Source organism: Nonlabens xylanidelens, assembly GCF_002934445.1.
In the GTDB taxonomy this organism is placed as follows: Bacteria; Bacteroidota; Bacteroidia; order Flavobacteriales; family Flavobacteriaceae; genus Nonlabens; species Nonlabens xylanidelens.
Map to the genome: position 1 here is coordinate 61,258 of NZ_PTJE01000002.1, position 16,728 is coordinate 77,985.

Sequence of the window (16,728 nt, forward strand, 5' to 3'; positions counted from 1 at the left end):
GGCGACTGAAAAAGATATGTTCAAACCAAAGAAATTTTCGATAGACAACTTGTCACTTCAAGAATTTGATCAAGATGCGGAATTTATTCCCCTATTGAGCAGCGAGGACGAGGAAGAAATGAATAAGGAAAGCGTGCCAGAGACCTTACCTATATTACCATTGCGTAATATGGTTCTGTTTCCAGGTGTAGTAATTCCTATTACAGCAGGGCGCGATCGCTCTATTAAATTATTACAGGACGCAAACAAAAAAGGTATTGCGATAGGTGTAGTTGCACAAAAGAATGAAGAGATAGAAGAGCCTTCTTTTGAAGACTTGCATAAAACAGGTGTCGTTGCAAAAATCTTAAAGACTTTTAAGATGCCAGACGGTAATACTACGGTTATTATTCAAGGTAAAAAACGCTTTGAAATGGGCGAGATCGTCACAGAGCAGCCTTTTATAACTGCTATAGCAAACGATGTCCCTGATGTAAGACCGGTAAAGGAAGATGTTGAGTTTAGGGCAATTATTGAAAAGATAAAAGAACTAGCCTTAGAGATTATTAAAGAAAGTCCTAACATACCTACAGAGGCGTCGTTTGCGATTAAGAATATCGAGTCAGATTCTTTCTTAGTGAATTTTGTGTCTTCTAACATGAATCTTAAGGTAGAGGAGAAGCAAAAAATTCTAGAGATCAATGATCTTAAAGAAAGAGCGCTAGAGACTTTGCGTTTTATGAATATCGAACGTCAGAAATTAGAGCTTAAAAACGATATACAGTCTAAAGTACAGACAGATATCAATAAGCAACAACGTGAGTATTTCTTGCACCAGCAAATGAAAACCATTCAGGACGAATTAGGTGGTGGTGTTTCTTCACATCAAGAGGTAGATGAAATGCGCCAGCGTGCTAAGAAAAAGAAATGGGACGATAAGGTAAAGGAACATTTTGAGAAAGAACTAGCAAAGATGCAACGTATGAATCCGCAAGTGGCGGAATATTCTATACAGCGCAATTACCTAGATCTTATTCTTGATTTACCATGGAACGTGTTTTCAAAGGACAACTTTGACCTTAAACGCGCAATGAAAATTTTAGATCGTGATCATTATGGTCTTGAAGAGGTGAAAAAACGTATTATAGAATATCTAGCGGTTTTAAAATTGCGTAATGATATGAAATCTCCTATTCTATGTCTTTATGGACCTCCTGGTGTAGGTAAAACGTCTCTAGGTAAATCTGTTGCAGAGGCACTAGGACGTGAGTATGTACGTATCTCACTTGGTGGATTGCGTGATGAGGCAGAAATACGCGGACATCGTAAAACCTATATAGGAGCGATGCCAGGACGTATTATTCAATCTATAAAGAAGGCAAAAACCTCTAATCCTGTTTTTGTACTGGATGAGATTGATAAATTAAGCAACTCGCATAATGGAGATCCTTCTAGTGCGATGCTAGAAGTACTGGATCCAGAGCAAAACAGTGCTTTTTATGACAACTTCCTAGAAATGGGATTTGATTTAAGTAAGGTAATGTTTATAGCAACGAGTAACAGTTTAAATACCATACAGCCTGCATTGCGCGACCGTATGGAGATTATAAATGTTACTGGTTATACGATAGAAGAAAAGGTAGAAATAGGAAAGCAACACTTACTACCTAAGCAATTAAAAGAACACGGACTGGATAAGTCGCATCTTAAAATCGCAAAACCACAAATAGAAAAAGTAGTAGAAGGTTATACGCGTGAAAGTGGTGTAAGATCGCTCGATAAACAACTTGCAAAAATGGTGCGTTATGCTGCCAAAAGTATTGCAATGGAAGAAGAGTACGATCTCAAAGTGACTAATGAAACGGTTATTAAAGTATTAGGCGCTCCTAAAATGGAACGTGATAAATATGAGAATAATGATGTGGCTGGTGTGGTAACTGGACTGGCATGGACTAGAGTAGGTGGTGATATTCTATTTATCGAGTCTATACTATCTAAAGGTAAAGGTAACTTAACTATAACTGGTAATATAGGTAAGGTGATGAAGGAAAGTGCTACTATAGCAATGGAATACATCAAAGCAAATGCCGATGAGTTAGGTATCGATAGTTCTATTTTTAATAATTATAACGTTCACATACATGTACCAGAAGGTGCTACTCCTAAAGATGGACCTAGTGCTGGTGTAACGATGTTAACGTCTCTAGTATCTTTATTTACACAGCGTAAAGTAAAGAAAAGTCTTGCGATGACTGGAGAGATCACTTTAAGAGGTAAAGTACTGCCAGTAGGTGGTATTAAAGAAAAGATTCTTGCTGCAAAGCGTGCTAGAATTAAAGAAATCCTTCTTTGTGAGCAAAATCGTAGAGACATAGAAGAAATTAATGCTGATTACTTAAAAGGCCTTACTTTCCATTATGTAAGCGACATGAGTAATGTTCTAGAACTGGCTCTTACTAAGCAAAAAGTAAAAAATGCAAAGAAGTTGAGTTAGAACTCAAAATCTAAATATCAAAAAGCTCGAGATGTTGTTCTCGAGCTTTTTTTGTGTAAAACATTTTTGTGAATACTGTGATTTGTTTACTTTAGCATCCAACCAAAAAATATTTACATGAAAATTAAATTTTTATTATTGACCGCTTTATTTACATTATTGATCAGTTGTGATTCTGACGATGGAGCGAATTCTAATAGTTTTCAAGAAGTACTTCAGGTATCAATCGATGGTATCGATGTACCAGTATCTAGTTATACAGCTATTAGAACTACCGTTGTAGGTAGAAATATTCTTAATATATCACTTTCCCTAGCAAATGGAGGAACAATGACCGTTAATGTAGAAGGATCTAGTGTTGCTGGAATTTATGATTTAGCTTTAGCTAGTAGTTATAGTATTGAGTATTTTCCAACAAGTGCTGGTGGCTCTAATGCAACTGGTGTTATATCTGGTGAGATTGATATTATTTCACATGATATGACTAATAAAACTATAGAAGTTGAATTTGATGAAACAGTATCTGGTTTTGCAGGTCAATCTGCTAGTTTTGATATAATTGGTATGATTTCGGTACCGTATACGGATATATAAAATCATAATTTTTATTTGTATCAAAAAGCTCGAGATGTTGTTCTCGAGCTTTTTTTTGTTTTAATTTATAATAGTATAAGATCATTATCTAGATTCATAAAAAAAGGAACAGTTCAACCTGTTCCTTTTTTCTATTAATATTAGTTCAATAACTAAGTACGGTTCACTTCACTTTTTCAATACTAAAACTTGTAGATATAGAAGAACCTGTCCCACCAGTATTAGAACGTAAAAGAATCCCATCATAATCAGATGAGGATACCGAGGAATCATAGGTGCCTATAATTCTAAATCTATATACATGTGTGCTGTCTAAATCTATGTAATTTGCTATACCATAACTTTCTTGTCTAGCACTAGCAAACTCATCTGACAGTATATCTCTATGTTTAAACGTACGTCTTAAAACCCATCGATTATCGGTATTATCCCACATGCCTATGAGTATATCAAGATCTGTAGATGTACCAGTAAATCCACCTATGTCAAAATCCATTTCGACTTTATAAGTTCCGTTAGATACTGGTGTATATAAACTAGTAGAAGTATCATATTCATCAAAAAGATCTACTAATTCTTCATTTAGATTAATATCATAAAAAGTCTGGTCTTGATCTAGCTCGAGATTAGAACCTAAAAAACCGATAAATCTCAAACCAGGCGTGTCTTTATTAATCGCTGCATTTATTAAGGTTCCATCAGGTAAAGAATGTACTGGTAAAGTAAGTGACTTTGTATTTGTTAACTCTCTTACCCTTAAACCACCGTCTATATCAACTTCTTTAGTAGGTGATGTAGTATTGATTCCTACTTGTGCAAAAACAGGAAGTATAAATAAAAGAAGTGCTACGGTAATGATATTTTTCATGCTTTGAGATAATTCTAAGGTTAACCAATTTCAGTTACAATAGTAAAATTCAATCAACACAGAAGTATCACAATAATATAAATTTATCGTCCTCGGTTGTTACAGCTTACTATAATCCACCACCAACTTAGTATACCATTTGGCTAGATCTTTGGCAATAGCCTTATGATTGTTGACTAGTTCTGTAGCGAATCTAGAATTTGATTTTTCTTTTAAGGAAGGGTTTGCAGTTAAATATCCCTGAAATTTACCAGCATCATCTACAATTTTAGGTGCTTTATTAGAAACCGTATTCCATGGAGATAATGGATTGTTATCGTCTCCATAATTATTTAAATCATTCCAGATAGATGTATTGCTAAAACTACTTCCATAATCTCCAAAGGCATTCCAAATGGATTTACTATCAAAACGAGAGCAGTCCAGACAGCCTAGATACTCTGTATAATCTGCGCCTCCATAGATATGTAGGTTTTGTGATGTAACAAATGAGCTTGTTGTAATGAGTAGAAGTAGAGTTATTATTTTATTCATAATTCTTTAGAGTAATAGGTAAAAGAACAAAAATAGCTTTTATGATCTTACCATAAATTAAATCAACATTATATACATTTTAAGGAAACATTAATATATAAATTTTTAAAATTCAAAATAACTTCATTTTTCTAGGTAACAAAACTTCGATAGTAGGAACACTTAGGTATTATAACCTGGTGGAATCCGAAAAACCAACATTAAAAGAGTAGGAAGTCTAAAACTTATTAATCATGAAAAAAACATTTTTAAAACAATTGTTCTTTGCATTAGTCATTGCCTTTTCTTTTACCTCTTGTGAGAAAGATGAAGCCCTCATAGATAATTCGGAGAACGCAATTACAACCAATTTATCTAAAAATTCTCGTTTAAACGAAATTGATGAGAAATTAGCCGATTATGTTAGAGAATATAACGGGAGATTTCTTGAGGTCAATTTCATAGGTAGAATAATAAATGAAAACAACGATCCTATAAGTGGAGCAAGGGTAACATTAGGAAATCAAGTACAAGTAACAGATCAGAATGGTATCGTAAGCTTTATAGATGTTGAAGTACAGGAGAATTTTGCATATGCCCGTGCTTTTGCAAACGGTTATATAGATGGTTCTCGTGTAATGATACCTGATGTTAGTGTAGGGAGCCAAAATAACTTTACCATCAAACTTTTTAAATTTAATGAAGTAGCGAGTTTCGACGCAGACCAAGGTGGAAGAACAAGATTTGAAACTGAAATAGGGGAAGGATCTATTACTTTCAGACCGGGATTTACTGATGAATTTGGTAACCAATACCACGGTGATGTTGCCGTAAGTATGAATTACTTAGATCCGCTTAATCCAGATACGGCAAACACAATGCCTGGAGATTTATATGGTTTAACTGAAAATTTTGATCAAGTAGCTCTAGGGTCTTATGGTATGTTAGAGGTAGAATTAAGAGGATCATCTGGTGAGAAATTACAGATTATTGCCCCTGCAAGATTAAAAATGCCTATACATCCTGATCAATTAGCTACTGCTGCAAGTACGGTACCTATGTGGTCTTTTAATGAACATGCAGGTGTTTGGTATGAAGAAGCTGTAGCATATAAAAATGGAAGTCATTATGTGTCAGATGTACCACATTTCTCTTTTTGGAATTGTGATGCACCGTTCCCTGTTATTGATTTTTCAGCCACTGTTATTGATGCAGCAACATTAAATCCATTATCAGGATTGAGTGTTGAAATCACATATAATGGGTTTTCGCGATATGGAACAACAAATTCTAGTGGAATAGTAAGTGGTAAATTACCTTCTAATCAACCGATGACTATTTCCATATGGGATGTTTGTGGGAACTTAGTATATTCTGGTGCTTTAGGACCATTTGCTACTACAACAAATATTACTATTCCTGTAACTATAAATCCTGTACAAATATTTACCTTATCAGGAACCGTAGACGATTGTATCCCAGCACCAGTAACTAATGGTTACCTAACCCTTACTAATGCTACAACAGGTCAGTTTATTGCAACAATATCTGTTACAGCAGGTACCTATAGTTATACAGGTATAGGTTGTGTGTTACCTGTTAATATTACTATTACTGCAGTAGATTTTTCAACAGCGCAAGGTTCAACAACTACAACAACGGTAAACCCAGGAGCAAATACTCAAAACATATCAATTTGTGGAGGTCTTGCTAATGAGTATATACGTTACCGTATTAATGGAGGTGCCTGGCAGTATGATTTAGTACAACCTAATGGTGGTATAAGAGCTGGTACTTATATTTTAGCGCAGGCAACTAATAGTACAAGTGGTACAATTATATTTAGTAACACGGCGACATTGGGTACTGGGTATCCATTTGGTACAGGTACTAACAGCATGTTTATAGAACGTCTAGGCGATATAGATGGTATAAATCAAAATGCAACTATGGCTCTTGCTACTCCTATGACTTTTGATCTGGTAGCTGTTGGAGCACTTGGAGCGTATATATCTATAGATTTTAATGGTAACTATGTAGATAATAACGGTGTTCAAAAGACTATTCAAGGTGAATCTCGTATTTACAGAGATTATTAATATCACGTTTTACATGTATGATTTCACTTAAGAGAAATCATACTTAAATTAACATGAGGCTTAAAGATGTAAATCAATTACATCTTTAAGCCTTTTTTTTAATCCATTTTATGAATTGTAATTTGTTAGGATTAAACTATTCAAAATACCGGTGGTCAATGGTAAGTAGAATGTAAATCTATTAAAAGACACGTTAAGTGTGTAGCTAATAAATTTTATTCATGATTATGTAACTTTATATCTATCTTTAATTATAATACCATTCTAACTTATATATTAAATACAAAGTTTTAAAAGTAAAATATTTACTGATATCCTGCGGCTTGTAAATTAAACAGTTTTTCATATAAATGGGGTTGTGCCATCAGTTCTTCATGGGTACCTATTTCTGCAACCACACCATCTTCTAGAACTAGTATTCTATCTGCCATTCTAACGGTAGAAAAACGGTGAGATATAATGATACTGGTCTTTCCTTTAGTAAGTCCTATAAAGCGTTCAAAAACGTCGTATTCTGCTTGTGCGTCTAGTGCACTGGTAGGCTCGTCGAGTACAATAACATCTGCATCTTTCATGTAGGCACGGGCTAGTGCTACTTTTTGCCATTGTCCGCCGCTTAGTTCTTGTCCTTTGGCAAATCTACGTCCTAGTTGTTGATCTATTCCACCCTTCATAACTGCCACTACCTGGTCTGCAAGACTGCGCTGTGCTGCGTCAGTAATCATAACATCGTTATTTAACTCGTCGATATTACCTACGGCGATGTTCTCACGCAAGCTAAATTCATACTTAAAGAAGTCTTGAAAAATGACACCAAAGCGTTTTCTAAACTCTTGTTTATTAAACTTAGAAATATTAATTCCATCTAATAAAATCTCTCCTTGAGTAGGCTCGTAAAACCTCAATATCAATTTAATAAGTGTTGTTTTACCGGCACCATTCTGACCTACAAAGGCTATTTTTTCACCTACTTTAATCTTAAAACTTATTCCTTTAAGAACCTCTATATCACTACCAGCATAGCCAAAATGTACATTTCTAATCTCAAACCCTTCTTTAATGACCTCTGGAATAGGAGTGTAGTTAGTTGCCTCGTCAGTGATTTCTATATCTAGAAAGTCAAAGTAGTCTCTCAAATAAAGCGAACTCTCTGATATAGCAGTAAAACGAGAGAAGAAACCTTGTAAATTATTACGCAATCTGTTAAAAGATCCAGATAAGAAGGTAAGTTCTCCTATACTAAGAACTCCTGTGATTACTTTAAAAATTATGAATATATAAGCTCCATAATAAGATAGAATACCTATAATATTAAACAGCGATCCATAGATACTTTGTTTAATAGATAGCTTTTTATTGATCTCATAATAATCACCAGATAATCTATTAAACCTAGCTGCGATATAATCGGTAAGCCCAAAGAGTTTTACCTCTTTTGCTGTTTGATTATTAGCTCCTATAAAACGTAAGTAATCCAGTTCACGACGCTCGGCAGTCCAGCTACGTGCTACAGAGTATCTATGCGAGCTGTATTTTGCCTCATTAATAAATGAAGGTATAATACTTAGGACCAATAAGATAATCAATAACGGCTCAAAGTAAATCAAACCAGCAATTAAGGATGTTATAGAGATAATACTTTGTACCTGACTCAAAGAAGCACTCATTAAACCTACACGACCGCTAGTTTGCTGTCTTGCACGTTCTAACTTGTCATAAAAATCTGGATCTTCTAACTGTTCTAGAGTCAGCTCGTTAGTTTTTCTTATAATTTTTTCTGACGAAGCGTTAGAATATAAATCACCTATTAATCCATCGGTTAAGTTAATTAATCTATTGAGCAAGTCTGCTGCTATGGCAACTACTAGCTCTATAATCACATATTTCCAGAGCAAGTCTAGATTTTGATATTCCAGCGATATTTGTAAAATAACCTCGTCTATAATCAATTTACCTACCCATAATAGAACTACCGGACTAATTGCGGTGAGTAATCTAGCGGTAAAATTGGTTATAAACAGTTTAGGACTCACTCTCCAGATTTCTTTAAAAAATCTAGGTAGTGTCTTCAATGCGCTGAAGGAGAATGTTTTTCCTTTTTTACTTTGTTCTTTTATGGATGCAGGTACTCTTCTCGCCACGATGTAGTTTTAGAACACAAAGGTACGTTACAAGGATTTGTTTTGTGGTGTTCTCGCTTTCGCGAAAGCGGAATTATCAACCGTTTATTATGGCAATTCTTTTCCTAAAGCAGCTATATAAATCTGGAACCATTGCTCTAAAGTCATTTCCATATCTAACGAACGTACAGCTGTTTTAATACGCTCGATTTTACCAGTTCCTATAACAGGAATTATGTTAGAAGGGTGTTTTAAAAGCCACTGATAGATTACTTTATCTATATTAGGCTCATGTAATTCTTTAGCTACTTTTTTAATAGCGTTAAGAACACGAGTTCCTTTTTCTGTCTTAGGAAATAGTAATTCACCACCGGCAAGTGGTGACCAGGACATAGGTTTTATCTTCTTAGAGATAAGATAATCGAGATTTTGATTTTCAAAATGCTCTAGACAATAGGGCGATATTTCTATCTGGTTAGTTACTAGAGGAGCAGTAGTGTAGGCCTGTAATGATTCTAGTTGTTGGGGCAAGAAATTAGAAACTCCATAATGCAAAACCTTACCACTAGATGTTAAATGGTCAAAAGTTCTTGCCACTTCTTCTGGATTAAAAAAGGGTGATGGTCTATGTAATAAAAGTACATCTATATAGTCTGTATTTAGATTTTTAAGAGATTGTTCTACCTGAGAGATGATGTAACTGGCGCTGTAATCATAATATTTTACCTCACGATTTGGAAACTTATCAGATGTTAATTTGATCCCACATTTAGTAATCAACTGCATACTATCACGTATTGATGGTTCTAGCTGTAGTGCTTTACCAAAGGCAGCCTCACATTCATAATTTCCATAAATATCTGCATGATCAAATGTGGTGACTCCTATTTCTATAGATTCTTTAAGAAAAGACAGTAATTCTTGATCGCTTTTATTCCAATCTAGAAGTCTCCATATCCCTAAAACTATTCTTGATATTTCTAAATCGCTATTTAAGGATGCTTTTATGTGATTTTATTTCAAAGTTATGGTTATATATGATGTAGTTCTATTTTGAGAAATTACAATTTAAGTAAGACTATCGTACTCCTTTTACTTTAAGATCTATGTAAACTTCTTGTGTACCATGAAATTCTGTTTGGTAATCTATATCTATCGCATACTTGATGTTGTATAGTGCTAATACCTTATCTAGATCTTCTTTTTTACTTTTTGCCACTTTCAAACGTTGTAAATAATTAATGAAAGTCGATACTGCCATACCCATAGGAGCAAAGCTTACAGCAATAAATATTAAAGGAATAGTAGAGATAACACCATGACTAAATATATGGTTGCCTATAAAATAACCAGCGGCTATAATAATAAAACCTATCAATAAATAAACAACTGTATAAGAATAAGTGAGTAAACGTTTTCTTTTTAATTGATCGTATTCTAGATTTATTTGCTTCAGTTTTTCTTCAAATAGATTACCTAGTAGAATTTTAGAGCATGTTTTATTAAAAGCAGGCTTGCGAGAGGTAAGACCACATACTAAGCCTAGTTTAAAATCACTTTTTTTATGCTCACATAGATCGCAATGTCTGGTTAGTTCCATAGATATAGATGTGTTTATTTGAGACTGAAATAATTAAGAAGAAAATCCAACAGCATACCATTAATAAAGCCAGTTAAATTACAACATATCGTAAATCTAACTGGCTATTTCTATATTAAAATTATGGATTTGTAGACCAAAGCGCTGCACTTTTAAGCATGGCTCTTCTAGGTAGTTTTAATCCTGCGATAATTAACTCTGCAAAGTCTTCTGGTTGTAAAACACTGTCCTCAGAATCTTTAGTAGCGATTCCTAAATCTATAGACATGTCAGACGCGATAGTACTAGGTGTTAACGTACAAACTCTAATATTGTTTTTACGTACTTCTTTCATTAATGATTCTGACATACCGATTACAGCAAACTTTGATGCAGAATATGCAGACGTAGTTGCATTACCATTTAACCCTGCAGTAGAAGATACATTGATAATTTCTCCTTCATTTTGATCGATTAAATAAGGTAGTACTTCTTTAGTAACGTAATACATTCCCATCACGTTAGTTTGCATAATTTGTGTCCATTGATCTACAGGCATATCGTTTAATGTACCAAATGCCGCTATACCAGCATTATTTACTAATATATCTATAGAACCTAGAGTATCAACTAGTGTTTTTACACTCGTTTTAACCTCTTCATAATTGCTCACATCAAAAACGGCATATGTCGCTTTTACTCCTAATTTTTCAATCTCGGCAACAGTTGCCTTTAAAGCCTCTTCATTTCTACCAGTGATCGCAACATCTACACCTTCTTGTGCAAACGCTAGAGCTGTAGCTTTTCCTAGACCACGGCTTCCACCTGTTATGATTGCTTTTTTACCTTTTAAATCTTGCATTTATTTAGTTTTTGAATATGTGTTTATGTGGTGAAAGCTAGACTAAATAGAATTTGTAAATCATTCCTTACATATCTCTAAATCGTATAACTTCAAGTAGCTAAATTATAGATTTTGAATGAATCTTTTGCCCTTTTTTACGCTAATGATTTGTAAAATTTAGGTGAAATAAAAGAATTGAATTTTATGACTTGTTGCTGTTTTTAAAAGTGTAGGATTATTTGCTTAATGCTTTCAATATTCTATCTTCATTAATAACAATATCTCTAAACAATACATGAGGGAATTCATTGTATTTAGAACTTTTGAAAGCATCTGCAATATTAGAAAGGGTTGATGCGGTTATTAAAGAAAGATTCATTTCTGTATCCATCTCACAATCAGTAACAAAATCATCACTAAATTCTGGAGCTATGAGTAGTATTTTAACTATCCTCAATTCATTTTTTAGAGCTAGATTTTGATAAGATTTTAGCTGTCTAGAAACCGTACTGAATTTATTGTACCCTTTTTCTTTACTGGTCTTACATTCAACTATAATAATTTCTTTATTACCTAAATTCAACAAGATATCCATCATGTCTTTTTTAGTATTCAAACTATTTTTTAAAGTTTCATCTACATTAAAACCTATGCTATGTAAAATTGTTTTAGTTAATTCTTCAAACTTAATACCTAGTTCACTTTCTTTGATCGTTATACCATTATCCTTAAGTAAGTTAAGATTTCTGTAGGCTACGTTTTCAAAATTTTCTAAAAATAAATTTTCAACATCTTTATAGTGTTCAAGAATATTTAATATATCATCACCGCGTTGTTTAATTCCATTTTCTTTAATGAACTTTGTTAAATCAGACTTATTGATTAGATCTAAAATATCTCTTGGCTTTATGTTGTAGTCTAGTAAAAAATCTGCCTTTAGAACATATTCATCTTGAAGCTCAAATTGTTCTCTGATATCCTTGTTAAGTTTAGGTAGTGATATGTTCAATTCAGTTAGCATTTTATCAAAACCATCTAATGATATACCAACCTTTTCATCTCGTTCTACGTTTTCAAAATGATGTATAAGGCTCTGGATTTTATCATCTAGAGTACTACCTTTTAAGTTAGGAATATTCAAACCCTTTTCACAAAGTTCATTTAAAGTTTTCTTTCTCTCAGTTAAAGTGCTTCCTTGTTTGTAAATGTGTTCTAATAATAAACTAGTAAAAGAAACACCTTCTTTTATTATTTCCTCAATTTTCTGAGAGTAGGAGAGTTTTCTGTCTATGTTATGTTCTCTACCTATCTGATTAATTATAGGTTCTCGTAATAGTTTAAGAGTTCTTCTATAAAATTTTTCAGCAACTTCTTTTTTTCTGACTCCTCGTAACATTCTAACCATTTCATCAGCTACGTAAATCGTATTTTCTTTATTAGAATAAAAGATAACACCTATATTTTTCAGGCCCTTTATAATGTCTTGAATATCAATTTTCTTAATTGGTAAGATAGAATAATTAATAAGCTTTACTTCTTCTTGAGATAAACCTAATTGTTCAGATAGAGTAATCATAATCGACAACTCATCTGATGTTATTTTTGCATCTCGATTATTCTCTATATCATTATGATAAGCTGTTTTTAAACAAGATTTATAAATTTTATAATCACGTTTTCTAAAGTTACTTAATTCAGATTTATCATTTTCAAAATCAGCATTAAGAGATTTAATTTTACTTTTTAAGTGTTTTACTTCTGTGTCATATAACCTAGATAACCAGTCTTGTTTCATGATACAATTACCGTCTCTTATAATTATATCTATTAAAATATCTAATTGTGAGGTTATCTCTTGAAATTCACTTTTGATATGATCTTGAAACTCCATTTCAGTTAAAGCAAAAATTTTAGAAATATTTTGATTGTCCACTGATTTCAATCCCTTATCTGAGGAACTTAATATTCTATCAATTTGTTTAGCGTTCTTAGGTGATTTTGATATAATGTTATCTATTATTTTTATAAATGAATTCTTTTCTATGGAACCAAGTTTATCTAAGATTTTTTCTAATTTCATAATATCAATTTATTAAATAGGTTTTTGGTTTATCAATAATTGAAAAACAATAAATCAATACTAAGTAAAATGTAAATATTTAGGTTACGGATTCCCGTAATACGGTAAAAATAAAATTGTTATACTATCTTAAATTACGGAATAAGTGCGTTCTATATGGTGTGATAATCTCATGTTGTTAGATTTAAATTCCGCTTTCGCGAAAGCGGAACAGACAATAGAAAATAATTTATAACCAGCTAGAGATGCCTTTTAAAAGCTCTATTGCTGGTGATGCTGCCATACAGTCTGCACAATGGTTATACATGAAAAGGCAATCTATTAAATCTGTCACCATGTGAAATAATAATCCTATACCTATGATTTTAAATGGTTTCTTGAAAAAAAGTAAGCCTATGTAAATTAAAATGGCATAATAGGAGTGTAGTGGATGGTAGTTAATACTGCATCTGTGGGCTTCAAATACTGGTGAGGCTAGCAAATGGTCTAGATCTACTAACATAGTGGCTAGTAGAATTATATAGGTTTTTTTCCATTCTTTTTTAAAAAACACAATAGCTATGGCTAGTGGAAAGAAGATGTGTAAAAAGTAATGGACAAAGGTTTGCATTAAGATAGATGTATGGATAACTTAAGGTAGTACTTAGTTATAAGTATTTACTTTAATTCTTTCTTAAGATCGTCCATTTCTAGAACGTATGGATCTGTACCTAGCATGATAAAATCTACTCTTAGGGTGAAAAGGATGTCTTTTTGAGTCTTATCTTCCAATACTAATAATCCCTCAAAACCTGGCTGGCCTAGTTTAAAAACAGTTTTTGATTTATAGAGTAACTCTACGTATTTAACTTTTTTCCAATTGATGTTATATGATTTTGCGCTAGTGATTATAGCGTCATAATCTTCTTTAAGTAATTTGTTATAGCCTTCTCTTTTTAGTGATTTTACTATGGCCTTATTTTTATCTGACATGCGTAACTCTGGAGCATCGGCAGCTTTTCTTAATAGTTCTATGGCTACCATATGTTCTTTAAAGATGGTATATGTAAAAGCATTTTTTTTGGCAATTTGTTTTGTCATTTCTTCCATTTGCGCTTTCATCGCAGTAATGGTCTCATTTTGAGCAATACTTAATTGAAAAAAAAGAAAAAGGAGTAGTGTGGCTGTTAATTTGTTCATGTGCTATGCTTAGAATAATCTATTACAGTTTCAAAGATATACATACTATCATTTTAAATGGGTATAATATCGTTTTTTGAATAGGTAGTAGAATTCAAATTTTAATAAAACTAGTGTAGTTAGTGATAGCTTATGGATGATTATTTAAAGTAACTCATTAGTATTAGTTTACTTATTTATAACGAAGTCGTGAATAATAGCTTTAAAATTAATATTTTCTGTTTACACTTTAAATTTACACTGAAAATTGTTGAAATAGATAGATTTCTTTTCTCTTGTGGATAATGGGATGGTTTTCAAAGTGTATTATAATTCAAAAAAGGGACAAATAATTTAAACCATCTATTTTAAAGATTATGTTAACTTTAAAAGGGTAAGAACAACCAGATTTTCAGATTATGTTTTAGTAAATTTGCAGATAGAGAATGTATAGTTTTCATTATTTCATTAAAATAAATTTATGAGTACAGAGAAAAAAGTATGGTTTATTACTGGTGTATCATCAGGGTTAGGTAAACAATTAGCTAAAGAAGTATTATCACAAGGACAAATAGTAGTAGGGACTTTTAGAAAGCAAGAACAAGTTGAAGCTTTTAATAATGAAAATCCAGGTAACTCTTTTGGTGTACTTGTAGATGTAGCTTCTACACAAATGATCGTGGACGGTGTTAAAACTATACTTGATAAATTTGGTAAGATCGATGTTGTTGTAAATAATGCTGGTTATGGTATTATGGGTAGTATCGAAGAAATTTCTGACGAAGAAGTAAGAAGACAATTTGAAGTTAACGTTTTTGGTGTATTAACTACTATTAGAGAAATATTACCGGCTATGCGTAAACAACGTTCTGGTCATATTATTAACGTTACTTCTATTGCAGGACGTATAGGTTCTCAAGGTTTAGGTATCTACAACGGTTCTAAATTTGCACTAGAAGGAATAGGAGAGGCGCTTGCAGCAGAATTAAAGCCACTTAACATCAAAGTAACAAACGTAGAGCCAGGTCCATTTAGAACAGAGTGGGCAGGAAGTTCTGCAGCTTATGATAATACAAAAATCGAAGATTACGAAAGCACAGTAGGTGAGCGTATCAGAAGTTTACAAGAATTAAGCGGTAACCAGCCTGGTGATCCTGCAAAAGCTGCAAACGCGATCTATAAACTAGCACAACTAGAAGAGGCTCCAGTGCATTTACCATTAGGTAAAATAGCTTATGAAGTTTTTGGAAAAGTAAACAACGGATTAATCGAAGAGCTAGCTAAATTTGAAGATTTAGGTAAGCCATGTGATTTTGAATAAGTTTATGTAATTCATTTATATCATATAAAAACCGCCTAAGAGGCGGTTTTTTTGTTTACAATTGTAATACTTTAATTAATTCTTCTTTTATGATGTCTCTTTTTAATAGAAAATATATAATCAACTGTATATCTATTAGCTTTTGTGCGGCATTGATTTATGGATGTTCTACTGGAAAAAGTTCAGTGAACAATAATGAAAGCACAACAGCATCTTACAATTTAAATCCAAATCTCACTCCTTCAGAAAACTTTGATTTATCTCATTGGAAAATTACTTTATCATCAGGAGAAGAGAAAAACGTAGAAGAAATTAATAATGGATTTACATTAGATAATCAATTCTATACAGACTCTAAAGATGGTGGTATGGTCTTTAAAAATTATCCTAAAGGAGCAGGGACAACGGTAAATTCTACTTATTCTAGAGTGGAATTACGCGAGATGTTGCGTGGAAAAAATTCTAGTATCGATACCAAAGGTATTAATTCAAATAATTGGGTTTTTAGTTCTTCTACCAAAGAAAATCAAGAAATAGCTGGAGCTGTAGATGGTGTTTTAAGAGCTACTTTAAAAATCAATAGAGTTACAGAAACTTCTGGTAGTCCAGATCAAGTGGGTAGGATTATCATAGGACAAATTCATGCCAGTGATGACGAGCCTATCCGTCTATATTATCACAAACAGCCAGATCATAGAAAAGGAGCTATTTATTTTGCCCATGAACCACGTAATAGACCAGATATTTATGAAAATATGTTAGGCAATTATGTGAGTGAAAAAGGAAGTACCGCTGGAAAATACAACGGTTCTAGTAGCCCTAGTAATGGAATTGCTCTTAACGAAGAGTTTTCTTATAGAATAGAGGTAAAAGGTAATCTGTTAAAAGTAGATCTTTTTGATGAAAGTGGTAAAAACATATCTTCTAAAGAAATAGACATGTCTACAAGCGGTTTTGCAAATGACTGGTTGTACTTTAAAGCAGGTATCTATTCTGCAAATAAAAAAGTATTGAGCTCTTCTGACTATGAGCAGGCTACTTTTTATAAGTTAGAGGCGAATCATTAATTAATTTAATTG

Annotated in this window: 15 protein-coding genes; 5 read left to right on the top strand and 10 right to left on the bottom strand. The window is 32.8% G+C overall.

The window, feature by feature from the left end; all coding sequences use genetic code 11:
• The first annotated feature begins 16 nt into the window (after positions 1–16).
• Positions 17–2,473: an endopeptidase La gene (gene lon / locus LY01_RS05330; protein ID WP_104515193.1), complete on the top strand. Its 2,457-nt coding sequence runs from the start codon at positions 17–19 to the stop codon at positions 2,471–2,473.
• Between the two features lie 117 nt (positions 2,474–2,590).
• Positions 2,591–3,067: a hypothetical protein gene (locus tag LY01_RS05335; RefSeq protein WP_104514799.1), complete on the top strand. Its 477-nt coding sequence runs from the start codon at positions 2,591–2,593 to the stop codon at positions 3,065–3,067.
• Positions 3,068–3,230: 163 nt separating this feature from the next.
• On the opposite strand, the gene LY01_RS05340 is transcribed toward LY01_RS05335, so the two are convergent.
• Both LY01_RS05340 and LY01_RS05345 read right to left on the bottom strand, forming a co-directional pair.
• Positions 3,231–3,935 carry a hypothetical protein gene (locus LY01_RS05340; protein ID WP_104514800.1) on the bottom strand — a complete coding sequence of 235 codons (705 nt, stop codon included), beginning with the start codon at positions 3,933–3,935 and terminating at the stop codon, positions 3,231–3,233.
• A gap of 99 nt (positions 3,936–4,034) precedes the next feature.
• Complete coding sequence (locus LY01_RS05345) at positions 4,035–4,469, bottom strand: hypothetical protein (RefSeq protein ID WP_104514801.1); 435 nt, start codon at positions 4,467–4,469, stop codon at positions 4,035–4,037.
• A 233-nt stretch (positions 4,470–4,702) separates the two neighbouring features.
• Here LY01_RS05345 and LY01_RS05350 point away from each other — a divergent pair, with 233 nt between their 5' ends.
• The gene (locus LY01_RS05350) at positions 4,703–6,547 is read left to right on the top strand and encodes a hypothetical protein (protein WP_104514802.1); all 1,845 of its coding nucleotides are present in this window, start codon (positions 4,703–4,705) and stop codon (positions 6,545–6,547) included.
• Between the two features lie 108 nt (positions 6,548–6,655).
• On the opposite strand, the gene LY01_RS15385 is transcribed toward LY01_RS05350, so the two are convergent.
• The 8 genes from LY01_RS15385 to LY01_RS05385 form a co-directional block, all read right to left on the bottom strand.
• Positions 6,656–6,739, bottom strand: a complete 84-nt coding sequence (locus tag LY01_RS15385) for a DUF2905 family protein (RefSeq protein ID WP_394340828.1) — start codon at positions 6,737–6,739, stop codon at positions 6,656–6,658.
• Between the two features lie 113 nt (positions 6,740–6,852).
• Positions 6,853–8,688 carry an ABC transporter ATP-binding protein gene (locus LY01_RS05355; RefSeq protein WP_104514803.1) on the bottom strand — a complete coding sequence of 612 codons (1,836 nt, stop codon included), beginning with the start codon at positions 8,686–8,688 and terminating at the stop codon, positions 6,853–6,855.
• Positions 8,689–8,775: 87 nt separating this feature from the next.
• Positions 8,776–9,675 (bottom strand): aldo/keto reductase, encoded by a 900-nt coding sequence (locus tag LY01_RS05360; protein ID WP_104514804.1) that lies wholly within the window; start codon positions 9,673–9,675, stop codon positions 8,776–8,778.
• 70 nt (positions 9,676–9,745) lie between these two features.
• Entirely contained in the window at positions 9,746–10,267 is a 522-nt protein-coding gene (locus tag LY01_RS05365; RefSeq protein ID WP_104514805.1) for a hypothetical protein, read from the bottom strand.
• Between the two features lie 121 nt (positions 10,268–10,388).
• Entirely contained in the window at positions 10,389–11,108 is a 720-nt protein-coding gene (locus tag LY01_RS05370) for a 3-ketoacyl-ACP reductase (protein WP_104514806.1), read from the bottom strand.
• A gap of 217 nt (positions 11,109–11,325) precedes the next feature.
• On the bottom strand, positions 11,326–13,170 hold the full coding sequence (locus LY01_RS05375; protein ID WP_104514807.1) for a hypothetical protein: 1,845 nt from the start codon (positions 13,168–13,170) through the stop codon (positions 11,326–11,328).
• A gap of 229 nt (positions 13,171–13,399) precedes the next feature.
• Complete coding sequence (locus LY01_RS05380) at positions 13,400–13,780, bottom strand: DUF6122 family protein (protein WP_104514808.1); 381 nt, start codon at positions 13,778–13,780, stop codon at positions 13,400–13,402.
• Between the two features lie 47 nt (positions 13,781–13,827).
• Positions 13,828–14,349, bottom strand: coding sequence for a hypothetical protein (locus tag LY01_RS05385; RefSeq protein ID WP_104514809.1), 522 nt, complete (start codon positions 14,347–14,349; stop codon positions 13,828–13,830).
• Positions 14,350–14,809: 460 nt separating this feature from the next.
• Here LY01_RS05385 and LY01_RS05390 point away from each other — a divergent pair, with 460 nt between their 5' ends.
• Positions 14,810–15,649 (top strand): oxidoreductase, encoded by an 840-nt coding sequence (locus LY01_RS05390; RefSeq protein ID WP_104514810.1) that lies wholly within the window; start codon positions 14,810–14,812, stop codon positions 15,647–15,649.
• Positions 15,650–15,738: 89 nt separating this feature from the next.
• Positions 15,739–16,716 carry a polysaccharide lyase family 7 protein gene (locus LY01_RS05395; RefSeq protein WP_104514811.1) on the top strand — a complete coding sequence of 326 codons (978 nt, stop codon included), beginning with the start codon at positions 15,739–15,741 and terminating at the stop codon, positions 16,714–16,716.
• Positions 16,717–16,728 lie beyond the last annotated feature (12 nt).

Excerpts from the sequence above, each read along its gene's own strand:
- LY01_RS05380 (WP_104514808.1), bottom strand. The coding sequence starts at position 13,780 with ATGCAAACCTTTGTCCATTACTTTTTACACATCTTCTTTCCACTAGCC.
- LY01_RS05365 (WP_104514805.1), bottom strand. The coding sequence starts at position 10,267 with ATGGAACTAACCAGACATTGCGATCTATGTGAGCATAAAAAAAGTGAT.
- LY01_RS05390 (WP_104514810.1), top strand. The coding sequence starts at position 14,810 with ATGAGTACAGAGAAAAAAGTATGGTTTATTACTGGTGTATCATCAGGG.
- LY01_RS05370 (WP_104514806.1), bottom strand. The coding sequence starts at position 11,108 with ATGCAAGATTTAAAAGGTAAAAAAGCAATCATAACAGGTGGAAGCCGT.
- LY01_RS05375 (WP_104514807.1), bottom strand. The coding sequence starts at position 13,170 with ATGAAATTAGAAAAAATCTTAGATAAACTTGGTTCCATAGAAAAGAAT.
- lon (WP_104515193.1), top strand. The coding sequence starts at position 17 with ATGTTCAAACCAAAGAAATTTTCGATAGACAACTTGTCACTTCAAGAA.
- LY01_RS05385 (WP_104514809.1), bottom strand. The coding sequence starts at position 14,349 with ATGAACAAATTAACAGCCACACTACTCCTTTTTCTTTTTTTTCAATTA.
- LY01_RS05350 (WP_104514802.1), top strand. The coding sequence starts at position 4,703 with ATGAAAAAAACATTTTTAAAACAATTGTTCTTTGCATTAGTCATTGCC.
- LY01_RS05335 (WP_104514799.1), top strand. The coding sequence starts at position 2,591 with ATGAAAATTAAATTTTTATTATTGACCGCTTTATTTACATTATTGATC.
- LY01_RS05395 (WP_104514811.1), top strand. The coding sequence starts at position 15,739 with ATGATGTCTCTTTTTAATAGAAAATATATAATCAACTGTATATCTATT.
- LY01_RS05340 (WP_104514800.1), bottom strand. The coding sequence starts at position 3,935 with ATGAAAAATATCATTACCGTAGCACTTCTTTTATTTATACTTCCTGTT.
- LY01_RS05345 (WP_104514801.1), bottom strand. The coding sequence starts at position 4,469 with ATGAATAAAATAATAACTCTACTTCTACTCATTACAACAAGCTCATTT.